Below are 25,102 nucleotides of genomic sequence, written 5' to 3'. Positions count from 1 at the left end.
CCCATTGGGTTCACTCATTCACCGCCAGTCGCTCTCACGGAGGTGGCTACTCCATGTATCCCAGTTGCTTCAGGCGGTCCTCGACTGCGTCGCCGTCATCGCTTCCGAGGGCGTCCTCGATACTGAGCGGGTCACGTTCGCCGATGGCGGGGTCCTCAGAGAACACCGGGAGCACTTCGCCGCGCATATCAGTCGGGATAGCACAGCCGTGGGCGGCCAGCACCGTCGGCGCGATATCGAGAATGCTGATTCTGTCGAGTTCGCCCTGAGGCTCGAAGTCCGGCCCGCTGGCGGCGAAGATGCCGTAGGGCGTGTTCTCGGCCGCCCAGCGGTCGGGGCCGCTCTGGACGGTCCCGCCGCCGATGCCGTCGTTGACGTGGACGCCCGGGCGCTGGTCGACGACGACCTCCGGGGCGGCGTCGACATAGGGGCCGTTGTACACGTCCTCGCCTCTGTAGACGTTCGTGAACAGCGGGCCGTGCTCGTCTTCTACCTCGCGGAGGTCGGCCATGAGCGACTCACGGACCGATTCTACGTCGAACCGGGGGTTGATGTACACCGGCCCTTGCCCGCTGGCGACGACCTTCGTCTGTTCCAGGTCGATGGCTTCGAGCTTTCGGTCCCGTTTGACGCCGTCGCGTTGCGGGACGAGTTGCTGGATAGACTCGGGGACGACGCGGGCAAGTATGTCGACCAGTCCAGCCCGCTTTGCGACCGCGAGCAGGTTCTCTCGGTCGAGCCCAATTTGCGTGAGAAGCGCGTCGACGCTCGTATCCCGAACTTGGTAGCCGTTCTCGGCCAGCCACTCGTTGATGTAGAACTCCGTCTGGGTGGCGTCACAGCCGTGGTCGGACATCAGGACGAGGTTCAGGTCCTCGCGGTCGTCGAGTCGGCCGACCCACTCGTCGACGAGCTGCCACGCGCGCAGGCTCGGCTCGTCGTCCCAGAAGAAGTGATGCAGGACGTTCAGATAGAACAGCGTCACATGGACGAAATCGAGGTCCCGCTCGTCCAGTAGCGTCGTCGCGACCTCAAAGCGCTTCTCCAGCAGGTCCAGAATGGCCTCGACCTCCGCGCCGCGCTCGTCGTTCGAGGACAGCAGCGGGTCCGGGTGGACGCTGTAATCGAACCGTGATTCGAGTTCGTCGGCCAGTTCCGGCGGCGAGGTGTAGCCGGAACTGATCGAGCGGTACTCCCCTTCAACGGCGTCCGGGCCACCGGCAACCACGAGGTCGTCGATGTCCCGCGGGGGGTACATCGTCGGCATATTGACGACGCCAGCCGACTGCCCCTCGTCGTTGAGGTAGTCCCACAGCTCGGCGGTGTCGTAGTCGCCGCCGTTCATCACGGTGATCTCGCCCGCGGCGAGGTCGACGTTCTCGAACCAGAAGACGCCGAACCCGCCGGGGTCCTTACCCGAGGAGTAACACTTCCAGTTCGGGAACGTGACTGGCGGCAGACAGCTCCGCGTCCCCGCCCAGGTGCCGGTGTCCCGCAGCGCGGCCAGGTTCGGGAGCTCGCCGGCCTCGATCCACGGGTCGAGCAGTTCCCAGCTCGCTCCGTCAAGCCCGACGACGAGGGTCTTCGTCATGGTGAGACGGAGACAGGCGAGTCACTAGTCCCTTTCGCACCCTGTCTGTGGGATTGCAGGACGGCCACTCGACCCAGACCGACAACGCGTCACTTTTGAGCGCGCCGCCGGAAGGGCTGGTATGAGCAACCGGTCGGACATCGCACCGGACACCGTCTCGGTCGAATTAACCGAGGACGGCGTCGTCGTGGAGTACCTCGACGGCCGCCAAGCGTTCTATCACGGCGTCCCAACGACGGTCGAGGGGAGTATCCAAACTGCGCCGGGAAAAGACACACACGTCCTGATTACCGACAAGACAGAGACGTCAGGTATCCTCGTGTACGTCAACGACCTCCGGACGCACGACGACATTCTCGAAGAAACGGGCGTCGGACGGGTCATTCTTGACGACGGTGAGGAGGACGAACTGTTCCCGGGAGTCACGGTCCGGGATAATCAGATGCGGACGGCGGTCGAGGTGGACTACGACGTGACGAACGGCCGGGTGTTCGTCTTCGAGGAGGACGAACTCGGCGAGCGGAGCTACGAAATCGTCGAGGGGTGAGACTACGGTGGGACAGGCGCGACTGCGGGGCGAGGACCGTTACTGGATGTAGGACGGGTCTTCGTCGTCACAGTTCTCCTCGTGCTGGCGCGCGTCGTTCTGGTCGTCGAACATCAGGCCACAGGTCTCGCACTTGTACCACATGACCTCGTCTCGCTCAGTTTGGACAACCATATCAGAACCTCGAATTGCCGTCCGTATATTATTTTCCCGCAACACAACGGGAACCCTCAAGGGAGTCGGATTGCAAGAAGGCGGCATGAGCGGGTCCACTGAGGCCGGTGTCGAACTCACCGTCGAGGGTGCGAACAAGCGCGACGCCGGGCGCGGTATCGCACGACTGCCGGAGTCCGCACGGACTGAATTGGGCGTGCTGAGCGGGTCGCCCGTCATCATCGACGGGGATGACATGACTGTCGTGAAAGTCTGGCCGGCTGACGATGACGGCTCGTTTGTCCGTATCGATTCGGACACTCGGGCGAACGCCGGCGTCAACATCGGCGACACTGTCACAGTAACAAGCGGGTCGGTCTCAGAGGCCACCGAAATCGCCGTCCAGCCGGTCGAACCGATGCCGGGGAGCGAGGACTATGAGAGTCTGGTCAGGAAGCGTCTCGTCGACCAGATTATTCAGGCCGACGAACGGACGCACATCGATGGATTGGGGACCTTCCTCGTCCGCAAAACGTCTCCGTCGGGGCCGGTCCGGGTTACCGACGCGACAGCGGTGACCGTGCTGCCGGGACTCGACGGCGGCAGCGGCGCGGGCCAGTCGTCATCCGACGAGGCAACAACAACGAACACGCCGACCGCCGAAACAGAGTCCGGGGTGAGCTACGAGGACATCGGCGGCCTCGACGAGGAACTGGACCGCATCCGCGAGATGATAGAGATGCCGCTCTCGGAGCCCGAGGAGTTCCGCCGTCTGGGTATCGACCCGCCAAGCGGGGTCCTGCTGCACGGCCCGCCCGGGACGGGGAAGACCCTCATCGCCCGCGCCGTCGCCAACGAGGTCGACGCCTACTTCGACACCATCTCGGGCCCCGAAATCGTCTCGAAATACAAGGGCGAAAGCGAGGAACGGCTCCGCGAGGCCTTCGAGAAAGCCGAAGCGAACGCGCCGGCCATCCTCTTCGTCGACGAGATCGACTCCATCGCCGGCTCCCGGGACGAGGACGCCGACATGGAGAACCGGGTCGTCGCCCAGTTGCTTACGCTGATGGACGGCCTCGAAGACCGGGGCCGCGTCGTCGTCATTGGCGCGACGAACCGCGTCGACGCCATCGACCCGGCGCTGCGCCGCGGTGGCCGCTTCGACCGCGAGATTGAAATCGGCGTCCCCGGCGAGCACGGCCGCCGCGAGATTATGGACGTCCACACGCGGGACATGCCGCTGCACGACGACGTGGATCTGGACCGGATCGCCGCACAGACCCACGGCTTCGTCGGGGCTGACCTCGCATCACTGACTACTGAGGCCGCGATGGCCGCGCTCCGGACCGACCGCGATGATGGCGATGTCCACCAGGACGACTTCGAGACCGCGCTTGCAACGGTCGACCCCAGTGCGATGCGGGAGTATGTCGCCGAGTCGCCGACGGCGACCTTCAACGATGTGGGCGGGCTGGCCGAGGTCAAGCAGACGCTGACCGAGACCATCGAGTGGCCGCTGTCGTACGGTGAACTGTTCACCGCGACGAACACCGACCCGCCAAGCGGCATTCTACTCTATGGCCCGCCGGGGACCGGCAAAACCCTGCTCGCTCGGGCCGTCGCCGGCGAGAGCGACGTGAACTTCATCCACGTCGCCGGCCCCGAAATCATGGACCGCTACGTCGGCGAGAGCGAGGAAGCGGTCCGGGAACTGTTCGAACGCGCCCGCCAGACTGCGCCGAGCATCATCTTCCTCGACGAGATAGACGCCATCGCCAGCCACCGCGGTCAGGGCAACGAAGTCACCGAGCGCGTCGTCTCCCAGCTACTCGCTGAACTCGACGGCATCACCGAGAACCCCAATCTGGTCGTGCTGGCTGCGACTAACCGCCGGGACATGATCGACGATGCGCTCCTGCGACCGGGTCGCCTCGAACAGCACGTCGAGGTCCCGAACCCCGACCGTGACGCCCGCGAGGAGATTCTCGCCGTCCACACCGCCGGGAAGCCACTCGCCGCTGACACCGATATCGAGGACCTTGCCGAAAAGACCGACGGCTTCTCTGGCGCAGAGCTGGAGGCCGTCGTCCGCGAAGCGTCAATGCTGGCTATCCGGGAGGTCGCGTCCGCCTACGGACCAGAAGAAGCCACCGAGAACGCTGAGGAAGTGGAGATCACACCAGCACACTTCAGCGAAGCGCTTGAACGGGAACGCACGCGGTAGCTCGCACGGTTCGCCGGGTACCTTCTGAGCGAACGTTTTAGATCGGTAGTATCGGAAAGGCGAGGAGAGGCGAAAGGATCGACTCCGGGAGAGGAGTGAAAAGGCTGTCCGGACAGCCTTGGCGGACGAGCGACGCCGAGTGGCCGAGCAGCGAGACGGGCGTTAGCGCCGGCATCGACGTGAAAAGCGCCTTGCCGGCAGCTACTCGTAGCGAGTGCACACGCAAAAAAGGCCCGGTGTTCGGTTCCGGCTACGCGTCCTTGTCGGGCGACTCCGTATCCGATTCCGCAGTGGGTTCCTGCTGTGGGGCGTCGCCTCCGCCTCCACCGTCGCCACCTTCTGTGGCTGATTCCGACGCGCCACGTCGGCCCAGTAGCGGGAGCGACCGACCGCGAAGGAGCCGCCGGCCGCCGACGACTGGGACGGCGAGGACGACGATCCACGGCGCGAGACTCGCAGCGGTCACGAGCAGGCCGCGGGTGAACACGTACACGTCGGTCACCGACGAGAGGAACGCGGAGACCAGCGACCGCTCGTGGTACGGCACTTGCTGGGCCGACGACTCGGGCGCTGGCTCATGGATCTCGACGCGCAGCGTCGAGTAGGCGACTCGCTGTTCGAGCGAGCGCTTCTGTGCTTCGAGGCGTTCGATGTCGCTCTGGACCGACGACAGTTCCTCCTCGATGCGGAGCAGTTCCTCCGTGCTGTTGGCCTGTTCGTAGAAGGTCCGCAGTCGGTCGCGGCGCTCCCGGAGGTTGGTCAATCGCGCTTCGAGGTCGACCAGTTTGTCGGTCACGTCTTTCGTCGTTGTTTCCTCGGAGCGGACCGTTCCCTGCTTGCTCACCATCGACTGCGTCGGCTCGTACTCCTCGCTTGGCACTCTGACGACGATGTAGCCGGTGTACCACGTCTCGCCGTCGTCACGGTGGAGTTCGCGGTTCGAGTCGCTCACGTATCCGCCGGACGTGCGAGCGCGAGCGGCAATTGCATTGGCTGTCGCGGAGTAGTTCTCCACTTCGACCACCATCCGTCCGTTGCGAATGATTGCCCGGTCGGCCGCCGCGTCGCCGGCCTGAATGTTTTCGCTATCGCCAGCGCTCGCCTTGGAATCCGCTTCGACGGGCTGACTCGACCCGTCGCCGCCGCTGGACATCTGTGCGCCATCGCCGCCGCCCTGTGCCTCGCCCGCATCGCCACTTCCGCCCATGCCGGTACAGCCGGCCAGCAAGAGGAGACCGACGACAGCGAGGACCCTGATTCGGGAAGCCATACGGGACGGACTCGTTCTGAGAGCAGTATAATGACGGCGAACGCTCAAAAACCGCTTTTTGTCAAACAGCGACTGCAGTTACGGCCAGTCCGTCCGGCGGTCAGCAAGCGCCGGGAACTCCTCGCGGACCTGCTCGACGCGCGCCGGGTCGAGGGTGGCAGTCACCAGCGCCGGGTGGTCGTCAGCGCTGGCGAGCGTCGTCCCCCACGGGTCGTACACCGTCGACCGCCCCAGCAGTTCCGCCTCCTCGAACTGTCCGACGCCGTTCGCCGCGGCGACGTACAGTTGGTTCTCGACGGCACGGGCGCGACCGAACAGTTTCCAGTGTTCGACGCGCGGATACGGCCACGCACTGGGCACGAGCGTCAGCGTCACACCTTCGTCGACGAGGTGGCGATACAGCTCGGGGAACCGGAGGTCATAGCAGGTGGTGACTCCGATGGTGAATTCCTCAAAGTCGACAGTCGGAACCGTCTCACCCGGCTCCAGTAACTGGGATTCCGCAGAGTCGTAGCCGAACAAATGGTGTTTCCGGTACACCGCCCGGCGCTCCCCGTCGCGGTCGAAGAATACAGCAGTATTGGCCAGCCCCTCATCCGCGGGCACGTCGAACCCGCTGTCAGCGCTGGCCGCGAGGTCCTCGACGACGCTGCCGGCCAGCACCGCCACGTCGTGGTCCGCGGCGACGCTGCGAATCTGGCTGAGCGTCTCGCCGTTCAGTCCCTCCGCCTCGCGAGCGTAGCGGTCGAAGGCGAAGTACCCGATGTTGAACAGTTCCGGGAGCACAACGAGGTCCGCGCCCTCCGCGGCCGCGTCCCTGATGGCGGTCGTCGCGCGACTGACGTTCTCGGTCACCGAATCCGACGATACGTCTGTCTGGGCAAGCGTGAGCCTCATACTTCGACTTCGAGGTCGTCCCGCAGCGCCTGTTCGAGGTTTTGCATCTCATCGTCGAGGTTCCGTTTGAAAAACCGCTCGACGCCGGGGAGTTTGCCGTCGACGATGAACCGGTTCGTCAGTTTCGTCCCGCCGTCGGCCGTCTCTTCGAGTTCGTGCTCGCCCTGGACGGTCATCACCTTCGAGCGACCGATGAAGCGGGCGTACTCCGGGCGGCGCTGTTCGACATCCTCAGTTTTTACCGTCATTGTCTGACTGACCACCGGAATTGGGAGCTCAATCGACCAGTTTGCGTGTGTGTCGTCGATGATTTCCCAGTCAGTGACGACGCTAATTGGCCGGGCCCGTTTATCCGGGTCGGTGATGAATTCCCAGACACGTTCCGGTGTGGCCGGCACAGTCATCGTTCGTTCGACCCGGACAGTCATGGAAGGTACTGAGGACTACTGGCCGATGAATCCACCGATTGTCACAGTGCGTAAAACCCGACGGGGGCTATCCGGTCGGCGTGACGCGCCACGTCGTCGACCGCGCTCGGCCCCACTTCTCGATTTCGACTTCGTCGGCCTCTTCAGCTAAGCGTGGCAGCCGCGCTCCCACTTGCTTCGACGAGAGGCCGAGCTGCTCAGCGATGTTCTTCGCGCGGAAGTAGCTCTCTCCACGCGAGACGCTGTCCCGGAGATATTCGAGAATGCGTCGGTCTTCCTCGCTGTAATCGGCCATACAAGAGATACGGTCTCTGCGTTTTTAACGGTTCCCTTCACAGTCTTGCGGCTGATACCAGTATCAGGCGTCGTAGGCGTGGATCGCCACGATTGCCACGGCCGCGGCCAGCATCGCAAGCCCGAATGCGCCGCCAGATGTCACGAGCAGGTTCCCCGTCTCAAGTTCCTGTGCGTGCAGAATCGCGTAGTTATAGCTGTTTGTTGCTGTGACCACGGCCGCGCCGACAGAGACGAGCCCGAACAGCAGGGCCAGGCCCGTCCCCATGTCGCTTTTGGACGCCTTGGAACTCATGTACGACGCTTTCGGTGTTGCCCACTTAGTTCATTCGGGCTGGAGCCACAGGACATATACCTCCCCATGGGAGATGGATGTGCAACTATGAGTCGGTTGAAAATAGTTGGCGTGCTGGTTGTCGCAATCGCTGCTGTCGCGGGGGGCAGCGTCGCACTCGGCGTCCTGGGCACGCCCAGTGTCGCGTCGGTGAACAATCACTTCGCAGGTGTCTCGAACCAGACGACTACCGTGGCGACGGACCTGACCGTGACCAATCCCAACCCGGTCGGCGTCCAGCTGGGCGGCGTCGGACTCAATTACACGGTCTCAATGAACGGCGTAGAGATGGCACAGGGCGACAGGCAGGGCATCGGTCTCGGCACCGGCAACTCGACGCTACAGTTCACCACCGACATGCAAAACGACCGTATCCCGCCGTGGTGGGTCACTCACATCGACAACGGCGAGACGACGACAGTAGGTATCGACGCTACCGTCACGTCCTCGATGCTCGGCGGACGGTCAGTGTCCGCTACTCAGGAACGAACTATCGAGACGGACCTCCTCAGCCAGTTCAACTCCACCGAGACGCGGCCCGTCGAGGCGGACCAGCCGCTTGTCTCGGACCCCGTCCTCTACATCAACGAGACCCGCGGCGCGTGGGACCAGGAGAACCTCACCCAGTCCGAGACACCACTGAACCTTGCCTTCGACGTGTACAACCCAAAGCCGTACCCTTACACAATCACCAAAGTCGGCTACACTATCCAGATGAACGACGTGACCGTTGGCGAGGGCGAGACGGATCGTGGCTACGTCCTCAGCCCCGGTGAGGAAACGACGCTCGAAGCGAACACCGCTATCCAGAACGAGAACCTGGACCGCTGGTGGGTGACCCACCTCCAGCGAAACCAGCAGACGGACCTCTACAGGCGGAGCAGGCCGAGTGCCTCGGGGCTTGACCCCGAGGTGAAGGCCGTAAGCCCCGTTAAACGTGTTCCGTTCGCTCGATATACTGCTCAATCGTGTCGGTCGAAACATCACCCGCCGTCCCCACGTAGTACGATTCCTCCCAGAACCCACCTCCCCACAGATACTCCATCAAGAACGGTTCGTGCTGTTCCCACATCTCCCGCGCCGTGATGCTCTTGACCGTTCGCACAATCTCGCTCGGCGCATGCTTCGGGTGGGCTGACAGGAACAGGTGTACGTGGTCGGGTGAGATGTGGAGCGACAGTCTCTCGTAGCCGTACTCGTCGCACATGGCACGGAAACTCGCTTCCAGCGAATCCTCGATTGGTTCGAGTATCGCGTGGCGGTACTTCGGACACCACACGAAGTGGTAGTTAATGTTGTACACCGTGTGGTTCGACCGCTTCTCGCCCATACATACCAATACAACGACCAATCGAAAGTATTCTTTGAAGTGACTCACAGACTACCACAAGTAAACTTTTAACTGTGGAAGAACAAGGGGTAGACGTGACGAAACAACTCAAGGTATCCGACACCGTGTACGACGACCTTGACGAACTCAAGGACGAGGAGGGCCACACGAGTTTCGACAGCGTACTCCGCACGCTCCTCCTCCACTACCGTCACGTCCAACCCAACGAGCAAGAATGACCGACTCACAGGCTCTCGTCAAGACGCTGGACTTCCAACTCGACATCCAGAGTGACAACGAGAGCCTGCTGTACGACGCCACCCTCGAAGCGCGGTCGGTGTACAACGAAACCATCCGTCTCGCCAAGCAAGGCGTCGACTGGGACGCGATTCCCGACCGTGTAGCCGACGACGCCAACCTCGTGAAAAACACGACACAGCGCGTCGTCGCCAAAGCACTCGGCGCGATGGAGAACTACTACGAGTACGACGACTTCGGCAAACCCAGTCACACCAAGGACGGCGCGTACCCCCTCCGAGCGAACTACGAGGAGGGGTACAACCTGTCGCTCACCGACGACGGCGACGTGGCGTTCCGCATCAGCGCGAAGCCGTACAAGCACGTCACGGGCGTCCTCAAAGGGAGTGACGCCAACCTCGACATTCTCCAGACCGCACTCGAAAGCGATGAGTGGAAGATTGGGACGGCGGAAGCCCTGTTCCACAACGACAACGCTGAGTTGCACGTCAACGTCACCAACACCGAACAGACCGTTCGAGACAAGCAGGACTCGCGGACGGTCGTCGGTGTGGACGTGAACGAAGACAACGTGGCTCTCACCGCTCTCTCCGAGGATGGCATTGAGGACTCGTTGGTTATTGACTTCCCCGAAATCAAGTTCGAGCGCCACCGCTACTTCACGATGCGGAAGCGCGTCCAGAACGCGGGGAAAGACAGCATCCACGACACGCTGGAAGGGCGTGAGGAACGGTTCGTCCGTGACCGACTCCACAAGGTATCTCGACACATCGTGGAGTGGAGTCGTCAGTTCGAGAAGCCGTGCATCGTCTTTGAAGACCTCAAAGAGATGCGCGACAGTATCGACTACGGCACGCAGATGAACCGACGCTTGCACCACCTTCCGTTCCGCGCCCTCCAGTTCTATACGTCGTACAAGGCGTCGTTCGAGGGTATCCCGACTGCGTGGATTAACCCCGAGTACACGAGCCAACGGTGTCCGATGTGCGGACACACGGAACGTGCGAACCGTAACAAGAAACGGTTCAATTGTTGGGACTGTGGGCATCAAGACCACAGCGACCGTGGTGGAAGCGTCAACATCGCCGTGAAAGGCGTGAAGAAACTCGATTGGAATGTGCCTGCTCTCAACAGCCTTCCCGTTGTTCGGAAGGTGCGACGGCGGGCATCGGGGGCCGTGGACGCCCCGACCGTGACCCAACCGACCGTTCGAGGCTATCAGGCCGATGGTCGGATGGGAGTGTCCGACTAAACCACGGGAAGCCTCGGGGCTTGACCCCGAGGCGGTTCACCTCGTGCTTGAGGGCGACAACGAGCAGTTCAGAGTTGACCTAGACTCTATTGACTACCAGCAGGAGATAGAGACAGATATCTTCGGCACCAAGGCGCAGCACCCGACCGGTGATGGGACTGCTGACGACTCCAGTAATGGGTCCGACCGTTCGACAGCCGACAGCGCGACTGCAACCCCAACACCCGCGGAAACCGAAACAGACGGCGGATTACTGGACGGTGGGGACACAGAGACGGATGACGGCCTGCTCGACGACGGAGAGACGGAAACGGAAACCACGACGACGACCGAGACACCCACAGCGACCCCGACGGAGACGGCCACGCCGACTGAAACCGAGACAGACGATGGCGGCCTCCTCGGGTAGCCGATAGTAGTCTGCTCCCTCAGTTCTCGACACAGAGTGTCCCCGTGTCATCGACTGATACCGTATAGCCACAGTACTGGAACAGCATCGGTAACTCCTCTGACGGGGCATCCAGCACCGCGTCCAGTCGTTCACCGTCAACGACCATCTCAAGGCTCCCAAGTTGTGTAGGGTGGCAGTCCTCAAGTGCCGCGATGGTCTCTTTGACGGCGATATGAATGGGTGTCGATGGGTCGACAGGCCGCTTCATACTGGACCGTTCACGATGTCCGATGAAAGGTGCAGGTGTTTTTCACAGCAACCGATCGTGGTAGTGAAACTGCCAAATTACGTGGTAGAGTCGGAAAACAGGACTGTCGCTGCGAACCGCAACTGCGGGCAGCGGGAGCCGCCTCACTCGATTGTCGTGTGCTCGGACTCCTCGTTGAGCGCGAGGTTCGTTGCGATCTCTGCGCTCCGGACCGCGAACTCGGCGGTCTGCTGGAGGCTGACGAGCACTTCACGCACTTCCAGTAGCGCCTCGTTGTCCATCTCCGGCAGGTCGTCGAGGATTTCGTGTTCCTTGTCGCCGATGTCCTTGTACAGTTCTCGGACCTGAATCGCAGTGTCGTAGTTACGGTCGACAGCCGCCTGCACCGCCAGCTCGGTGATGTCGTTGACCTGGTCGGTGAACTCGCGGATGCGGCGCATCGTGGAGCTGTCGACGTTGAGCGAGTGGTCCTCGGTCTCCAGTGCGATCTCGGCGATATCCTCGGCGTTGTCCGCCGTCAGTTCGAGGTTCTTCGCAATCGAGCGGTAGCCGATAAGCGGGAAACCGTCGTTGAGGCCGATGGCCCGCGCAAGGTTGGGGTTCTGGTAGGCCGTGAAGATGAGCCGTAGCAGGAGGACGAATATCTTGTTGGCCTGTCGCTCACGGTTGAGCGCCCGCTGCGCGAGGTCGGGGTTGCCGTGGGCGAGGGACTTCACCGCTTCATTGCGCATCGTCGAGCCGGTGGATTCCAGCCGTTCGAGAAGGTTGTTGAGCGTGAAGTCTTCCGGGTCGACGGAACAGCGAATCGCGATCCGGTCCGGCGTTTCTTCGATGACGCCGAGGCCCATCAGCTGGGTTTCGGCGTTGTAGACGGCGTTGATGTGGGACGATTCTAGCGTCTCGCCTTCTGGGGCTTCGACGTGGATGACGCGCCGACCGAGCACATACTGGGCGACGATAGCCCGCTCGACGGACGCGGCATCGAGATTCTCCGCGTGGATGATAGCCTCTGACTCCTCAGTCTGGACGGACTCGGGCATGACTGTCAGCGTGCCTTTGCCGCCCATCCGAAGCGACACTTCGTCGCCCTTTTCGACATCGTGCGCACTGGCCCACTCCGCCGGCAGCGTCATCGCGAGTGTCGACGGTCCCAATCGCTGGACTTTCCGGGTTTCCATATGTCCTTTGTGGGGCGTGAGATACCTTAATCTTGACTATACATGATAAAATGCCGGGAGCGATATATCATGGCTTGCTGTCATCGGCTGTAGGAGCTTCAGACGACTTCGACGAGTCTGCGTTCGTGCCGCCCGACGCGGACCCGCAGCCAGCCGCGCAGTTCCGCGTCTAATTCCGGGTCGCCGGTGTCGACACGGAGCGTGCCGATACCGTCTAGTTTCCGCCGCGAGGCGACCACTTCGAGGTCACACTGCCTGATGACCGCCGGCGATAGCTGCTGGTTCCCCCGACCGAACACGAACCCCTGCCCGCCGATAGGCGAAACGACGATGACATTTCGGTCACCAAGGGCGTCGAGGATGTCCGACTCGGCGGCGTCGCGGGCGAGCACCTCTCCGTCGCGCCATACGTCTACACCAAGCGTCGTTCCATCGAACCCCAGTTCCTCTTTGATAGCGCCAACAGTACTCCCCGGTCCAAGGACGTAGGTCACATCCGGGTCAGCGGCATTGGCGACGCTCTCGGCGAGGGATTCGACACTGCCGCCGCCCAGCTGCTTGGCTGACTGGCGCTGGTCTGCGACTGGGACCTCCGCGACGGCCCGGAGTTCGGTGACCACTTCCCCGCCTCTGAAGGCGTCCTCGTCGATATCGTTGACCTCCGCGCGCTCCGTCTCGGAGAAGCGGGCCACGATGCGCCCGGCCGCACGTGGCGACACGCCGAACACGGAGGAGTACACCTTAACACCGGCCGGGACGCCCAGAATCGGGATAGCCGCGTCCAAGTCGTCGAGGGTCGTCGCCACGTCGACAGCCGTGCCGTCGCCACCGACGAACAGAATCACGTCCGCATCCGCCTCGACGAACGTTCGGACCGCATCTCGGGTGTCCTCGCTGCCTGTCTCATCAGCGCTCGCCGGAGTGCCAACGACCGTCGGATCGAAGCCCGCCTCACGAGCGAGACGCTCTCCCATCGGGTCGCCGTACGTGAGCAGTTCCACGTCCGTCCCGACCTCGGCGAGTGAGGCAAGCGCTGTCCGTGCGCGGTCCGGTGCGCGTTGCTCCGCGCCGCGGCGGCGCGCTTCCGCGACTTTCCCGTCAGTGCCTTTGAGGCCGACGCGGCCGCCCATGCCGGCAATGGGGTTGACCACGACACCGATTCGTCGCATTCAGCGTCACTACGCGACCCCGCGGCAAAAGAGGCCCGGGAGCGTGCCTTTCAAGCCACCCCACGCAGAACGCACAGCTATGTCAGTCGTACTCCAGAGCGGCGTTCAGACAGGGATTATCAACGCGTCCGGCGCGGCCATCACGCTCGGTGGCCTGCTGCTTACGTTTCTCTGGCTGAATCACCTCTACCGGTAGTCACTCTGCCGTCGGTGACTCAACGCGTTCGCTGAACCACGCAGCCGCCTCCTCGACTAGCTCCTCCTCTGTCCCTTCGAACCGGACGGTCACGTGCTCGCCCGGATAGCTCCCGACCTTAACCGGGAACTGCTCCTGTACCTCTGCCAGTCGGTCAAGGAGTGCGCTCTCGGGCTCAGCGGCGTCGACGGTGTGAACGTATCGCTGCTCGCCGGCGAACTCTTCTGCGACCTCCTCGAACATCCGCTTCATTTCGCCCGGCACGCCCGGCAAGACATAGCAGCTCTCGACGACACAACCGGGCGCGACCCCCTCGTGGTTGGGCAAGACACGGGACCCCTCCGGTACCTCGCCCGTTCCGTCGGTCAGGTCGTCGCGCGTGTACCCGCCGTGTTCCTCCAGCCACGCAATGGCGTCCTCGCTCTCGACGACATCCCGTCCGAACGCCGCGGCGACGGCTTCGATTGTTTTGTCGTCGTGCGTCGGTCCAAGGCCGCCGGTGACGATGACGGCGTCGAACTCCGCGTGATACTCGTTGACCACGCGGGCAATGTCCGAGATCTCGTCGGGGACGACCGTCGTCCGACCGACGGTGACGCCACGCTCCGCGAGTTGTTGTCCAAGCCACGCAGCGTTTGTGTTGACCGTCTCGCCACTGAGCAGTTCGTCTCCGACGGTGACTACCGCGACGCGCATACCGCCTGATTGGACTGGCAGACACAAATACTGTCGGTCATAGAACGTAGTAACTGTGTATCCGTTGAATCGGAGAGAAATGCTCCGTCAGGGATTTGAACCCTAGTCATCACCGTGAGAGGGTGATATGATTGGCCGGACTACACCAACGGAGCGTACACAAGTTCGTAGCGAGGAGATACGTATAATCATTGCGTTTCAGCCCCGCCCTGTGCTGGTTTATCATGCTGTCAGCTGTAACTATTCCCAGATATCTGCGGTAGCGAAACGCGACACAGGCGTACAGCCGCCAGTATCACTCGTCGTCGAACGGCGACCCTGCGGCGTCGGGTTCCTGACCAGCGAGACTGATGATGTTCTCGCGGCCGACTCTGAGCTTCGAGATGTCGCCGTCGTCTTCCATGTCAGAGAGGAGCATACTCACCTTCGACTTCGACCAGTCGGTGCTGTCGACGATGTCGACCTGCTTCATCCGGCCACCGTTTTCCTCCAGCAGTTTGCGGACACGGTCGCTGTCGGTGAGCAGTTCCTCGTCGGGGACTGCCGGTTCGTCAGGGGTGTCGGTGTCCGCCATTGCATCGCCCGAGGAAGCCGTCGATGGCTGCTCAGTGCCGCCTGTGGCCGACGCCGTCGGAGCGGGTGGTTCGTCATCGTCGGTTCCCAACACCCCTCCCAGCGCGCCGGACCGCCACGCGGCCACGCCACCGGCGACGACAATGAGACCGACGATGGCGGCCGGGAGCATCCACGATGGCCCGCCGGCGGCCTCGGCAGGTGTGTCATCGTCCGCCGTGGTGCGCTGCTCAGCACTAGCGCTCTGCCCGGTTTCGCGCGGCTGCAGTTCCACGTAGGGCCGACGGTCGTTGAACGACTGCTCGCCGTTCCACGTGACGCTCTCGCTGTTTTCGAGCGAGTCCGGGGCGCTCTGTGAGGCGGGGGCCGGCTGGACATCGGCGAATGCTAGCTCGGGGCCGCGCTCGAAGACGAACGACTGGCTCGGCCCGATGTAGAACCCGCCGTCGAACACGTCGCTGACCACGACTGCGTCGCCCTCAACGACCGCGAAGTTACGCCAGCGGAACGACATCCGCACGGTTCCAGTGTTCTGGAGCGGGTCGACCGTCGCCGACCGGTCGTAGTTGGTCGCACTCATGTTCCGGCCAGTCACGTTCGTCCCGTACTGTGTCAGCAGCGTCGACTGCTCGACGAAATTCTGGTACAGTGGCTGCTCCGACTGCTCGAACTCCCGGGCAAACTCCTCGAACTGCTGTTGTTCAGTGTCGTTTGCAAGCGGCGTCCGGTAGAGGATGGCCCACTTCGCCGACCCGTTCTGATACAGCGTGACCTGAAACGTCGTCCGGTCGAACCTGTCGGGCGTCTGGACGCCAATGCTCTCGTCGGCCGGCTGTGACATCGCCAGTGGCGCGGCACCGCTTCCCAGCAGGAGAGCCAGCACGAGACTGGCGACGACCAGGCGTACCATCTGTCGTATATCATCGATGGACCGCATAAAAGCGCTGTGAATAGCACCGTTCTCCGTCGATGTCGGGCCGATGTCCGGTGGTTTCTCGATACGGTTTCGGCTCAAAGCATTGGTGACCCAAGTCGGTGTCGTGCGCTGTGCGGGCGCTCGATCACCCGGCCGTCACTGGGTTCGAAGTGGCTCCCATCGGCAATCTGTCCCGTGGTATCAATCGTCTCTCGCTTGATACGTGACCATGGGAGGGGACGATTCCTGTTTTGACACCGGTGTCTTGGCTTCTACACCGGTATTTCGCACGAATTTCCGGTGGGTTATTTAGACAGGAGGGTCCAACGAAGGGTAACCTATGGGAATTGCTGAGTTCGCAAGAGACGGCCGTGTTGTGATGGGTGACCGGCCGGGGGCAGCAGTGGTGGCCGCTGTAAGTGGCTTCCTCCTGCTGGATTTAGTTGCAAAGCTCGCTGGGACAACCGTGTTCTTCCTCGGAGCCAAGTTACTGGGTGGGTCTCTCACCGTGAGTTCGTTGCTCTCAATGGTGGTGGACGGACTGCTCGTCGGACTGGCGGTCGGACTCGCCGGCATCGGCCTGTCGATGACATACAGCATCCTCGACTTCGCCAACTTCGCACACGGGGACACTGTGACCGTCGGGGCGTTCCTGGGGTGGGTCGCCGCGTACATCACCGCCGGCCTCGGGACTGGAGCCCCGATCTCGGAACTGTTCATGCTCAATTCGGGGCGGCAATTGAGCACCGTGTCGACGTTCCTTCCGGTGCTTCTCGGGCTTGTCGTCGCCGGCGTCGGGTCGATCGGTATCGTGTTACTCATCGACCGACTCACCTATCGCCCCATGCGTGATACGGACAACATCTCCTTGCTGATTGCGTCAATCGGTGTCGCACTCGCGTTGCGCTACCTCATCGCGTTCGTCTTCGGCACACAGACCAGTGGGGTCGCAAGCGGCGGGCTTCGGGTGACGCTGTTCTCGATGATCTCAGTCACTGACAACGAAATCACCCTGCTGGTGGTGTCGGTCCTGTTGATGCTCGGCGTCCATCTGCTGCTACAGCGGACGAAGCTCGGCAAAGCAATGCGGGCGATGGCCGACAACGAGGACCTCGCACGCGTGACCGGGATTCCGACCGAACGCGTGATTCGACTTACCTGGATTCTCGGTGGCGGCCTGGCAGGCATCGGTGGCTACCTGCTCGTGTTGGAAAGCGGCACGATATCATTCAATTTCGGCTGGATTCTGCTCCTGCTCATCTTCGCCGCAGTCATCGTCGGCGGCATCGGCTCGATATACGGGGCGATGGCCGGTGGCATCCTCATCGGGCTGGTCGACAGTCTGGCCCTGATATGGCTGCCATCGGGACTGACCCGGGCCTCCGCGTTCCTCGTGCTCATCGTCGTCTTGCTGTTGCGCCCGTCCGGTATCTTCGGGGGGGTGTCGACAGCATGAGTACTGTTGACACTGTTCGAAACCGTCTGGACGCGCTCCCTGACGTAGGGCTGGTCGTCGCCTTCATCGCCAGTATCTGGGCCGTCATGCTCGTGCTGGCGATCGCTGTCGGCGGGGCGAACTGGGCGAACCTCGCCGCCGGCTTCATCGGCAGCGTGACCGTCCTCATCGGCGGCTACGCCATCCTCGCACTGGCGCTGAATCTTCAGTGGGGGTACACCGGCCTGTTCAACATTGGTATTGCGGGGTTCATGGCCGTCGGCGCGTACACCACGGCGGTTCTCACTGCGCCAACTGACCCGGCCGCGGGAGCGGTCCCGGGGCTCGGACTCCCGCTGTGGGTCGGTCTCATCGGCGGTATGGCAATGGCCGCTATCATCGGCGGTCTCGCGGCGCTACCAGCGCTCCGACTGAAGGCCGACTACCTCGCTATCGTGACGGTCGCGTTCTCGGAAATCATCCGACTCGTCGTCAACTGGAACGGGCTCGCCGAGGTCTCGCTATTCGGGGTGCCGTTTGGAACCGGCGGCGCGACCGGTATCTCGTTCAAGTCCGCAAACGAGGTCGCGTCGACGCTCATCAACGGCGTCGGACAGCCACTCGTAACTGCTGCGGAGGGTGTCGGCGTCTCCGGGCCAAATCTGGCGAACCTCACGTACGGGATACTCCTCCTGCTGGTCGTGGCGGCGAGCTACTGGGTGCTCGCCCGTATCACGAACTCGCCGTTCGGTCGCGTGCTGAAGGCGATCCGCGAGGACGAAACCGTGACTCAGTCACTCGGCAAAGACACCCGGCGGTTCAAGATCAAGACGTTCATGATCGGCTGTGCGCTGATGGGGCTGGCCGGCGTTCTGTTCCGCGGGCAGGCGGGCTACGTCAGCCCACAGCAGTTCAGACCGACGATCACGTTCTACGTGTTCGCGGCGCTTATCATCGGCGGCTCGGGGTCCAACACCGGCAGCATCATCGGGGCGGCGACGTTCTCTGGACTGCTGTTCTATCTGCCGGCCCGATTGGGCGAGAACGTCTCGCTGGGCGGCACTCGCGCACCTAGCAACATCGTTGACGCGATCGCCGGGCTCGGGTCACTGGACCCGCTCCCGCTGCTCGCATACACCATTAGCAACGTCAGCACGCTCCGGTTCGTCCTCATCGGCGTCGTGCTGATATACATCATCCAGAACCAGCCAGACGGACTGCTCGGCCACCGAAACGAACCCGCAACGAGCGTGAGCCTTGACAGACCGCAGTCCGGGTCCGGAGGTGAGGCGAATGAGTGAACCCGACGCGGCACCGCGACAGGAGACCGCCGTCACGAGCGACGCGATCGAGTCGCCGCTGCTGGAAGTCACCGGCCTCCGCAAGGAGTTCGGTGGCGTTGTCGCGGTTGACGGGGCGACGTTCTCCGTGGCGGAGGGGTCGCTCACCGGCCTCATCGGCCCGAACGGGGCCGGCAAGTCGACGACGTTCAACTGTATCACGGGCATTCACGAGCCAACTGGTGGCCGGGTCACCTTCGACGGCCAGAACATTACCGGGCTCCCGCCGTACACACTCGCAAACCAGGGACTGGTCCGGACGTTCCAGATCGCCCGTGAACTGTCCGAGATGACGGTCTTGGAGAACGTGATGCTCGCACCGGGTGGACAGGTCGGAGAATCCGTCGTTCGCTCGGTGACGCCGGGACTGCGCGGCGATGTCATCAGAAGCGAGGAGGGCGTCCGCGACCGCGCGTGGGAGACGCTGGAGTTCTTCGAGATCGACCATCTCGCCCACGAGAATGCCGGCAATCTCTCCGGTGGCCAGCGGAAACTGCTGGAGATGGCGCGGGTTCTGATGACCGAGCCCGAAATGATCCTTCTGGACGAGCCACTTGCCGGTGTCAACCCGACGCTTGAAGAAAAGCTGCTGGAGCGGATTCACGAACTCCGCCGAGAGCAGGGCCTGACCTTCCTGCTGGTCGAACACGACATGGACGTTATCATGAACAACTGCGAACACATCATCGTCATGCATCAGGGGAGCGTCCTCGCCGAAGGGGACGCCGAGACTATCACGTCGGACGAGCGCGTACTTGAGGCGTATCTGGGAGGTGACGTATGAGCCAGCGCGCGACAGAGTCCGAGGCTGTCACGCTCCCTGACCCAGCCGAGCGGCTCCTCGCCATCCGGGACCTCGATGCGGGCTACGGCGATCTGCAGGTCCTCAGTGACGTCCACATGGACGTTGCGGACGGCGAGTACGTCGTCATCGTCGGCCCGAACGGGGCCGGCAAGTCGACGGTGATGAAATCCGTCTTCGGTCTGACAACGTACATGGGCGGAGACGTCATTTTCGACGAGACCGACATCAGCCAGCGCAATCCCGACGAAATCATTTACGAGGGAATCAGCTACGTCCCACAGACCGGCAACGTGTTCGGCTCACTGAGCGTGCGCGAGAACCTCGAAATGGGCGCGTACATCCTCGATGAAGTACCGGAAGACCGGATCGAGGACGTGTACGACCGGTTCCCGATTCTCCGGGAGCGGTCCGAACAGTCAGCAGGGACGCTGTCGGGCGGCCAACAGCAGATGCTCGCCATGGGTCGGGCGCTGATGCTCGACCCCGACCTGCTGTTGCTTGACGAGCCTTCCGCCGGGCTTGCCCCCGACCTCGTCGAGGATATGTTCGACCGCATCGACCGCATCAACGACGACGGCACGGCTATTCTGATGGTCGAACAAAACGCAAAGGAGGCCCTCCGGCGGTGTGACCGTGGCTACGTGCTCGTGCAGGGTCAGAACCGCTACGAGGACGAAGGGACGGTCCTCCTCAACGACGAGCAGGTTCGTCAGGACTTCCTCGGCGGATAGCTCGAAGAAAGAATCGACGCCGGCAGCCCCGTTACTGGTTCATCGCGCTGTTGATTTCAGACGTGTAGGAGGACTGCTGTTGTTCGAAGCCGACCTGATTGACGATGGTCCCGCCTTCCGCTTCGAACGCGCCAGCGAACGCCTCCTGTAGCGCTTGGCCGTAGCTGTTGTTCACGTACAGCGTCGATGCGGTCTCCGCACCGAGTTCGCCCACGCCGACTTGCGCCAGGACCTGTCCCTGCAGAGCGTCGCTGGGCGGGGTGCGGAACATGTAATCGTTGTCTTCGAGGTCAGTAATCGTCGGTGACGTGGACGCTGGCGAACAGCCGACGACGCCGCTATCGATGAGCACGTTTCTGGCGACCTGAATCGACGTTTCGGAGCTGGCCGCCCCGGTTATCGACGGATAGCCTGCGCTGACGAGAGAGTTGGCCGCGTCGATGCCCGCCTGCGCCTGCGTCTGGGTGTCACCGACCTGGTAATCGAACTCGAAGTCGACTTCGCCTTCGAGTTGCAGGGCCGGGAGTAGTGCCCCGTCGCGGATTGGCCTGCCGAGCGGCCCAAGGTCGCCGGTTTCGGGCATCAACACGCCGAACTTGATCGTCCGTCCGGAGTCGCTCCCGGAGCCGTTCGGTTCCGGCTGCGGGATGTCGCTGCCAGCGCTGAAGTCGACGGTGCTAAGCGTATCGACACCCCCACTGTCCTGAAACCCGAAGACCTGGTACTGCGCCGAGGCCATATCCCCGTTTTCGTCGAAGTTGACCGCACTCGAAGCCCCTTCGTACTGGATGTTCTCGCCCGCCGCGGCCGCTTCGACGGCCGCTGGCAACTCGGAGGGGCCGTACGACTCGCCGCCCGGGTTGGCGACGACGCGCATGTGGTCCCGGACGGCTTGCCCGTCGTTTTCGCCGGCCAATACGTTCGCGAGTATCTGGACCGCCGTCGCGTCGTAGGCCTGTGACGTAAACACGCCGGCCTCTTCGTAATCGAACTCGGAAGTGAACTGCTCTGTGAACGTATCGACGCCGGGCCCGGCCGCCGATGGGGCCGTGCCACGGACATTCGACATATCGTCGCCGACGTTGCTCGGCAGTTCGCCGTCCTGCAGTCCGTCGGTGACGAGGATGTCGGCGGCGTCGTCGCCGTAGTCGGCGTAGAAGTCCTTGAACAGTTGCACACCGCTCTGGGGATAACCGACGACCATCAGCACATCCGGCGACTCCGGACCGCTGTCGCCACCGGACTCGGTCCCGGTTCCGGTCATCCCACCGTCGCCGCCGTCGCCGCCATCTCCACCGTCACCGCCGGTCTGTTCGGTTGAACAGCCTGCCAATCCGCCAAGCAGACCAACAGTGGTTACCGCTCCAGTGCGCTTCAGGAACGCTCGCCGATTGGTATCGCTACTCATACCACTTACCACTGATTCACATCTTATAAAACTATATCCTCCCGTGCCACTGCCGTTCCGTAGTCTGCTACAGTCTCGCCGATATTTTTTGTTGGTATCGTTAGATATTAACGGCGGACTGAACGCAACCGACCCAGATACCGCTCGGGCTCTCGGCACAGCCGCAAAAAAACGTCGGGTGTCGCCCGTTACTCGAAGTGACTGACCGACTTCTCGTACTCTTCAGCAGCCTTGTCCCAGTCGACAACCTCGAAGAAGGCGTCGATGAAGTCACCACGGGCGGGACCGTAGTCGTAGTAGTAGGAGTGCTCCCAGACGTCGAGTGCGAGGATGGGATGGGAGCCCCAGAGCGCGCCCTGGTCGTGCTTGTCGACCGGCACGTTGCGCAGTTGCTTGGCAACGGGGTCGTACACGAGCAGCGCCCAGCCGCCAGCAGCTGATGCAGCGGCTTCGAACTCGCCCTTCCAGCCCTCGTAGGAGCCGAAGTCCTCCTCGATGCGGTCGAGGAGTTCGCCTTCCGGCTCACCGCCGCCGTTGGGGTCCATGTTCTCCCAGAACAGCGTGTGGAGATAGTGACCACAGCCGTTGTGGGTGACGTTACCCATCGCAGCAGCGCTTGAACCGAAGTCACCGGCGTCGCGGTTCTCTGCAAGCGTCTCCTCGGCCGATTCGAGGCCGTTTACGTACCCCTGATGGTGGGTGTCGTGGTGCCAGGTGAGCACCTGCTCGGAGATGTGTGGCTCCAGTGCGTCGTAGTCGTACGGGAGCGGTGGCAGTTCGGGATTTGAATGTTCGGACATATGAAAACGCCTCCATCAGTATTGTCGCGCGGCTGCCTGTTAAACGTTTAGGAGCCATTTGGTAGCACTCAACAAGGACAGCGAGACGGAGCCGTATCTGCCCGCTGTACTGGCACCGCCAAGCGACTTCGGCTCGCATGTACGTGATTGGGAGAGTCCAGTCAGGCAGAACGATACCGCCCTACTCGTCACCTCGGGCTCGTTCGAACATCGCCAGCGCCTGCTCGCGGCGCTCGCTGTGGTCGACAACTGGGTCCGGGTACTCCGGCGCAGCGTTGCGCCGTTGTGTGAGGGAACAGTCGTTCCAGTCGTGGATGATCTCGGGTGCAGCGTCCCGTAGCTCCGGGACGTATTCCTTGATATACTCGGCGTTCGGGTCGTAGTCTTCGCCCTGTGTCATCGGATTGAAGATGCGGAAATAGGGCTGCGCGTCGGTCCCCGTGGAGGCCGCCCATTGCCAGCCACCGTTGTCGTTTGCCGTGTCGTGATCGACCAGTTTCTCCCGGAACCACTCGTAGCCGTGTCGCCAGTCGATGAGCAGGTCCTTCGTGAGGAAGGAGGCGACGATCATCCGGACGCGGTTGTGCATGTACGCCTCGTCACGGAGCTGTCGCATCCCAGCGTCGACGATGGGGTAACCCGTATCGCCGTCTTTCCAGGCCTGTAACAGCTCTTCGTCGTTCTCCCACTCGATGGGGTTCTCGTATGATTTGTAGTTCGAGCTCACGACGTGTGGATGGGCAAACAGTACTTGTGTGTAGAACTCCCGCCAGGCCAGCTGGGACTGGAACTCCCGGACGGAGTCGCGGCGGTCGCCGCCGGTCCCCTCCTTGGCAGCCTGTGTCCGGTCGTACACCTCCCGAATACCGATAGTTCCGAACTTCAGATGGGCCGAGAGCCGCGAGGTGCATTCGTCGGCCGGGAAATCCCGTCGCTCCTCGTACTCGTAGACGTTCTCGTCGAGGAAGTCATCAAGCAGGGCGCGCGCTTCTTCGGTTCCCGCTGCGGGCACGTCCGCTTCTGGCTCCTCGAAGCCGAGGTCAGCCAGTGTTGGGAGCGCGTCGCCGTCGACATCGGCCAGTGTGTTGGCCGATGGGGGGTCGTAGGGGCCCGCCTTCTCGCGGTCGTGCCACTTCCGGCCGAAGTAGGTGAAGACGCTGTAGGGGTCGCCGTCGTTCGTCGTAATCTCGCCCGGTTCGTGCAATACAGCGTTCTGGATGGCCTCGCGGGCCACGTCGGCGTCGTCGAGCGCTTGCCGGACAGCCGCGTCGCGTTCCCGCGCGAGCCCGGAGTAGTCCTTGCCCCAAGTGACCTTCTCTGCGCCGTGCTGGGCTGCCAGTTCTGGCAAGACGGATGTGGGGTCGCCCTCGGCAACGACGAGGTCACTACCCTTGTCGCGGTACCACTCGCGCAAACTGTCGAGCGCGTCAAGCATGAACGCGACCCGGGGCGGGCCGGCGTGGTCGAGAACGGCCGTGTCGAAAATGAATACCGGGACGACCGGGTCAGATGGGGTCGCCGCGGCGAGGCCAGCGTTGTCCGTTGCCCGGAGATCACGGCGATGCCAGTGCAGGCGCATACCTAGTACACGGACTAGCCCGGGCAAAAGGTACTGCCCAACGATGTTGGTCTGTCAGGCGCTGACGGACACCACTGTTATCTTTCCGCCGGTCAAGTGCCCACACATGGAAGACGCGACCGTGACGCAGTCTGTTGACGACGGGATCGCTACAATAACGCTGAACCAGCCGGAGTCGCGAAACGCCCTGTCAGCGGAGTTGGCCGACGCGCTCACTGCCACGTTCGAATCGGTGACCGACAGCGACGCCCGGTGTGTCGTACTGGAAGGCGCAGGCCCAGCCTTTTGCGCTGGCGGGGACATCAATGCGATGTTACAGGGCGTGAAACACGACCGACCGCCGGCCACACAGGTCGAACTGGTGGTTTCGTCACTCCATGAAGCGATCCGGACCGTCCACAGCTGTCCGCTCCCGGTCGTCGCGAAAATCGACGGCCCCGCCTTCGGTGCCGGTGCAGGACTCGCGCTGGCCTGTGATACACAGGTCGCAAGCACTGACGCCCAGATCGGCTTTGGCTTCCGGCAGGTCGGCCTGGCAAGTGACTCCGGCGTCTCCTATTTCCTGCCACGTATCGTCGGCCCGAACAAGGCCAAGGAACTCCTGTTTACCGGCGAACTGCTGGATGCTTCGACAGCCGAGGAACTGGGGCTGTTCACCCGTGTGTTCGACACAGAGACGTTCGAATCAGCCTTTTCGGAGCTCGTTACAGACATCGCCGCTGGACCGACAGTCGCGCTCAGCCACGCCAAGCGGCTGGTCAACCGGAGCTTGGACAGTTCGCTGGAACAGGCACTCGAAAACGAAGCCACCGCGCAGGGGCTCGCGTTCACGACTGACGACCACGAGGAAGGGACGACCGCGTTCGTCGAGAAGCGTGACCCAGAGTTCACGGGCCAGTAAGCTGATTAGCGTGGCCGACACCACCACTGATTCAGCAACCAGAGACCAGACAGACAGATGGTACCTACGAACGTTCCAACACTGACTCGACCGACCACCGACACTGACACCGAGCGCGCCTGTGCTCCCAGTGGGAGG

General features: G+C 62.6%; 26 protein-coding genes, 1 tRNA gene and 1 pseudogene. 11 read left to right on the top strand and 17 right to left on the bottom strand.

The window, feature by feature from the left end:
- Nucleotides 1-46: 46 nt before the first annotated feature.
- Nucleotides 47-1,591, bottom strand: coding sequence for an alkaline phosphatase family protein (locus G9463_RS02245; protein WP_165895847.1), 1,545 nt, complete (start codon nt 1,589-1,591; stop codon nt 47-49).
- 121 nt (nt 1,592-1,712) lie between these two features.
- On the opposite strand from G9463_RS02245, the gene G9463_RS02240 reads away from it, so the two are divergent.
- A complete protein-coding gene (locus G9463_RS02240) occupies nt 1,713-2,138 on the top strand; it encodes a DUF5796 family protein (protein ID WP_011223244.1) in 426 nt (141 codons plus the stop codon).
- Nucleotides 2,139-2,177: 39 nt separating this feature from the next.
- Here the strand turns inward: G9463_RS02240 and G9463_RS24240 are convergent, their stop codons facing one another.
- The gene (locus G9463_RS24240) at nt 2,178-2,312 is read right to left on the bottom strand and encodes a hypothetical protein (protein WP_004961558.1); all 135 of its coding nucleotides are present in this window, start codon (nt 2,310-2,312) and stop codon (nt 2,178-2,180) included.
- 85 nt (nt 2,313-2,397) lie between these two features.
- On the opposite strand from G9463_RS24240, the gene G9463_RS02235 reads away from it, so the two are divergent.
- Nucleotides 2,398-4,515 (top strand): CDC48 family AAA ATPase, encoded by a 2,118-nt coding sequence (locus G9463_RS02235; protein ID WP_165895846.1) that lies wholly within the window; start codon nt 2,398-2,400, stop codon nt 4,513-4,515.
- Between the two features lie 250 nt (nt 4,516-4,765).
- Here the strand turns inward: G9463_RS02235 and G9463_RS02230 are convergent, their stop codons facing one another.
- The 5 genes from G9463_RS02230 to G9463_RS02210 all read right to left on the bottom strand — a co-directional run bounded on the left by G9463_RS02230 (nt 4,766) and on the right by G9463_RS02210 (nt 7,672).
- Nucleotides 4,766-5,785 carry a DUF4349 domain-containing protein gene (locus tag G9463_RS02230; RefSeq protein WP_165895845.1) on the bottom strand — a complete coding sequence of 340 codons (1,020 nt, stop codon included), beginning with the start codon at nt 5,783-5,785 and terminating at the stop codon, nt 4,766-4,768.
- Between the two features lie 78 nt (nt 5,786-5,863).
- Complete coding sequence (locus tag G9463_RS02225; protein WP_165895844.1) at nt 5,864-6,682, bottom strand: carbon-nitrogen family hydrolase; 819 nt, start codon at nt 6,680-6,682, stop codon at nt 5,864-5,866.
- The gene (locus tag G9463_RS02220) at nt 6,679-7,110 is read right to left on the bottom strand and encodes an SRPBCC family protein (RefSeq protein ID WP_004961545.1); all 432 of its coding nucleotides are present in this window, start codon (nt 7,108-7,110) and stop codon (nt 6,679-6,681) included. Before G9463_RS02220 ends, G9463_RS02225 begins: the two co-directional genes overlap by 4 nt.
- A gap of 67 nt (nt 7,111-7,177) precedes the next feature.
- Entirely contained in the window at nt 7,178-7,405 is a 228-nt protein-coding gene (locus tag G9463_RS02215) for a hypothetical protein (RefSeq protein ID WP_004592831.1), read from the bottom strand.
- Nucleotides 7,406-7,468: 63 nt separating this feature from the next.
- Nucleotides 7,469-7,672, bottom strand: coding sequence for a hypothetical protein (locus G9463_RS02210; RefSeq protein ID WP_004961543.1), 204 nt, complete (start codon nt 7,670-7,672; stop codon nt 7,469-7,471).
- Nucleotides 7,673-7,765: 93 nt separating this feature from the next.
- Between G9463_RS02210 and G9463_RS24440 the strand changes: the two are divergent.
- Nucleotides 7,766-8,587, top strand: a pseudogene (locus G9463_RS24440) (LEA type 2 family protein); the annotation flags it as partial.
- Between the two features lie 82 nt (nt 8,588-8,669).
- On the opposite strand, the gene tnpA reads toward G9463_RS24440, so the two are convergent.
- Nucleotides 8,670-9,068, bottom strand: coding sequence for an IS200/IS605 family transposase (gene tnpA, locus G9463_RS02200; protein ID WP_165895843.1), 399 nt, complete (start codon nt 9,066-9,068; stop codon nt 8,670-8,672).
- A gap of 95 nt (nt 9,069-9,163) precedes the next feature.
- Here tnpA and G9463_RS02195 point away from each other — a divergent pair, with 95 nt between their 5' ends.
- From G9463_RS02195 to G9463_RS02185, 3 genes are read left to right on the top strand one after another with little or no spacing between them, the layout of a single operon-like run.
- Complete coding sequence (locus tag G9463_RS02195) at nt 9,164-9,307, top strand: hypothetical protein (RefSeq protein WP_023843275.1); 144 nt, start codon at nt 9,164-9,166, stop codon at nt 9,305-9,307.
- Entirely contained in the window at nt 9,304-10,578 is a 1,275-nt protein-coding gene (locus G9463_RS02190; protein ID WP_165895842.1) for an RNA-guided endonuclease TnpB family protein, read from the top strand. Before G9463_RS02195 ends, G9463_RS02190 begins: the two co-directional genes overlap by 4 nt.
- A complete protein-coding gene (locus tag G9463_RS02185; RefSeq protein ID WP_121303046.1) occupies nt 10,553-10,987 on the top strand; it encodes a hypothetical protein in 435 nt (144 codons plus the stop codon). Before G9463_RS02190 ends, G9463_RS02185 begins: the two co-directional genes overlap by 26 nt.
- A gap of 19 nt (nt 10,988-11,006) precedes the next feature.
- Here G9463_RS02185 and G9463_RS02180 read toward each other — a convergent pair whose 3' ends face one another.
- The 6 genes from G9463_RS02180 to G9463_RS02155 form a co-directional block, all read right to left on the bottom strand.
- Nucleotides 11,007-11,237: a HalOD1 output domain-containing protein gene (locus G9463_RS02180; RefSeq protein WP_050038030.1), complete on the bottom strand. Its 231-nt coding sequence runs from the start codon at nt 11,235-11,237 to the stop codon at nt 11,007-11,009.
- 143 nt (nt 11,238-11,380) lie between these two features.
- Nucleotides 11,381-12,415 carry a phosphate uptake regulator PhoU gene (locus G9463_RS02175; protein ID WP_004961528.1) on the bottom strand — a complete coding sequence of 345 codons (1,035 nt, stop codon included), beginning with the start codon at nt 12,413-12,415 and terminating at the stop codon, nt 11,381-11,383.
- A 98-nt stretch (nt 12,416-12,513) separates the two neighbouring features.
- Complete coding sequence (locus tag G9463_RS02170) at nt 12,514-13,584, bottom strand: ATP-NAD kinase family protein (RefSeq protein ID WP_165895841.1); 1,071 nt, start codon at nt 13,582-13,584, stop codon at nt 12,514-12,516.
- 196 nt (nt 13,585-13,780) lie between these two features.
- A complete protein-coding gene (locus tag G9463_RS02165) occupies nt 13,781-14,476 on the bottom strand; it encodes a molybdopterin-binding protein (RefSeq protein WP_007190411.1) in 696 nt (231 codons plus the stop codon).
- A gap of 80 nt (nt 14,477-14,556) precedes the next feature.
- A tRNA-Glu gene (locus G9463_RS02160) sits at nt 14,557-14,631 on the bottom strand.
- A 140-nt stretch (nt 14,632-14,771) separates the two neighbouring features.
- Nucleotides 14,772-15,986, bottom strand: coding sequence for a hypothetical protein (locus G9463_RS02155; protein ID WP_011223256.1), 1,215 nt, complete (start codon nt 15,984-15,986; stop codon nt 14,772-14,774).
- 319 nt (nt 15,987-16,305) lie between these two features.
- Here G9463_RS02155 and G9463_RS02150 point away from each other — a divergent pair, with 319 nt between their 5' ends.
- Genes G9463_RS02150 through G9463_RS02135 form a run of 4 tightly spaced genes read left to right on the top strand, consistent with a single transcriptional unit; the run spans nt 16,306 to nt 20,276 of the window.
- Nucleotides 16,306-17,421, top strand: coding sequence for a branched-chain amino acid ABC transporter permease (locus G9463_RS02150; protein ID WP_007190409.1), 1,116 nt, complete (start codon nt 16,306-16,308; stop codon nt 17,419-17,421).
- The gene (locus tag G9463_RS02145; RefSeq protein WP_004961514.1) at nt 17,418-18,701 is read left to right on the top strand and encodes a branched-chain amino acid ABC transporter permease; all 1,284 of its coding nucleotides are present in this window, start codon (nt 17,418-17,420) and stop codon (nt 18,699-18,701) included. Before G9463_RS02150 ends, G9463_RS02145 begins: the two co-directional genes overlap by 4 nt.
- The gene (locus G9463_RS02140) at nt 18,694-19,524 is read left to right on the top strand and encodes an ABC transporter ATP-binding protein (protein ID WP_004961511.1); all 831 of its coding nucleotides are present in this window, start codon (nt 18,694-18,696) and stop codon (nt 19,522-19,524) included. Before G9463_RS02145 ends, G9463_RS02140 begins: the two co-directional genes overlap by 8 nt.
- Nucleotides 19,521-20,276, top strand: a complete 756-nt coding sequence (locus G9463_RS02135; protein WP_004961509.1) for an ABC transporter ATP-binding protein — start codon at nt 19,521-19,523, stop codon at nt 20,274-20,276. The genes G9463_RS02140 and G9463_RS02135 overlap by 4 nt, the downstream gene beginning before the upstream one ends.
- 31 nt (nt 20,277-20,307) lie before the next feature.
- Here the strand turns inward: G9463_RS02135 and G9463_RS02130 are convergent, their stop codons facing one another.
- From G9463_RS02130 to G9463_RS02120, 3 genes are all read right to left on the bottom strand, one after another.
- On the bottom strand, nt 20,308-21,684 hold the full coding sequence (locus tag G9463_RS02130; RefSeq protein WP_165895840.1) for an ABC transporter substrate-binding protein: 1,377 nt from the start codon (nt 21,682-21,684) through the stop codon (nt 20,308-20,310).
- Nucleotides 21,685-21,872: 188 nt separating this feature from the next.
- Nucleotides 21,873-22,484 (bottom strand): superoxide dismutase, encoded by a 612-nt coding sequence (gene sod, locus G9463_RS02125; RefSeq protein ID WP_004961502.1) that lies wholly within the window; start codon nt 22,482-22,484, stop codon nt 21,873-21,875.
- 181 nt (nt 22,485-22,665) lie between these two features.
- Nucleotides 22,666-24,063 carry a deoxyribodipyrimidine photo-lyase gene (locus tag G9463_RS02120; RefSeq protein ID WP_165895839.1) on the bottom strand — a complete coding sequence of 466 codons (1,398 nt, stop codon included), beginning with the start codon at nt 24,061-24,063 and terminating at the stop codon, nt 22,666-22,668.
- 43 nt (nt 24,064-24,106) lie between these two features.
- Between G9463_RS02120 and G9463_RS02115 the strand changes: the two genes are divergently transcribed.
- On the top strand, nt 24,107-24,964 hold the full coding sequence (locus G9463_RS02115; RefSeq protein ID WP_011223262.1) for an enoyl-CoA hydratase/isomerase family protein: 858 nt from the start codon (nt 24,107-24,109) through the stop codon (nt 24,962-24,964).
- Nucleotides 24,965-25,102 lie beyond the last annotated feature (138 nt).

This window comes from Haloarcula sp. JP-Z28 (genome assembly GCF_011440255.1).
Lineage (GTDB): Archaea > Halobacteriota > Halobacteria > Halobacteriales > Haloarculaceae > Haloarcula > Haloarcula marismortui.
The sequence above is the reverse complement of the archived record's forward strand: the minus strand, read 5'-3'. Positions and strand labels throughout refer to the sequence as shown.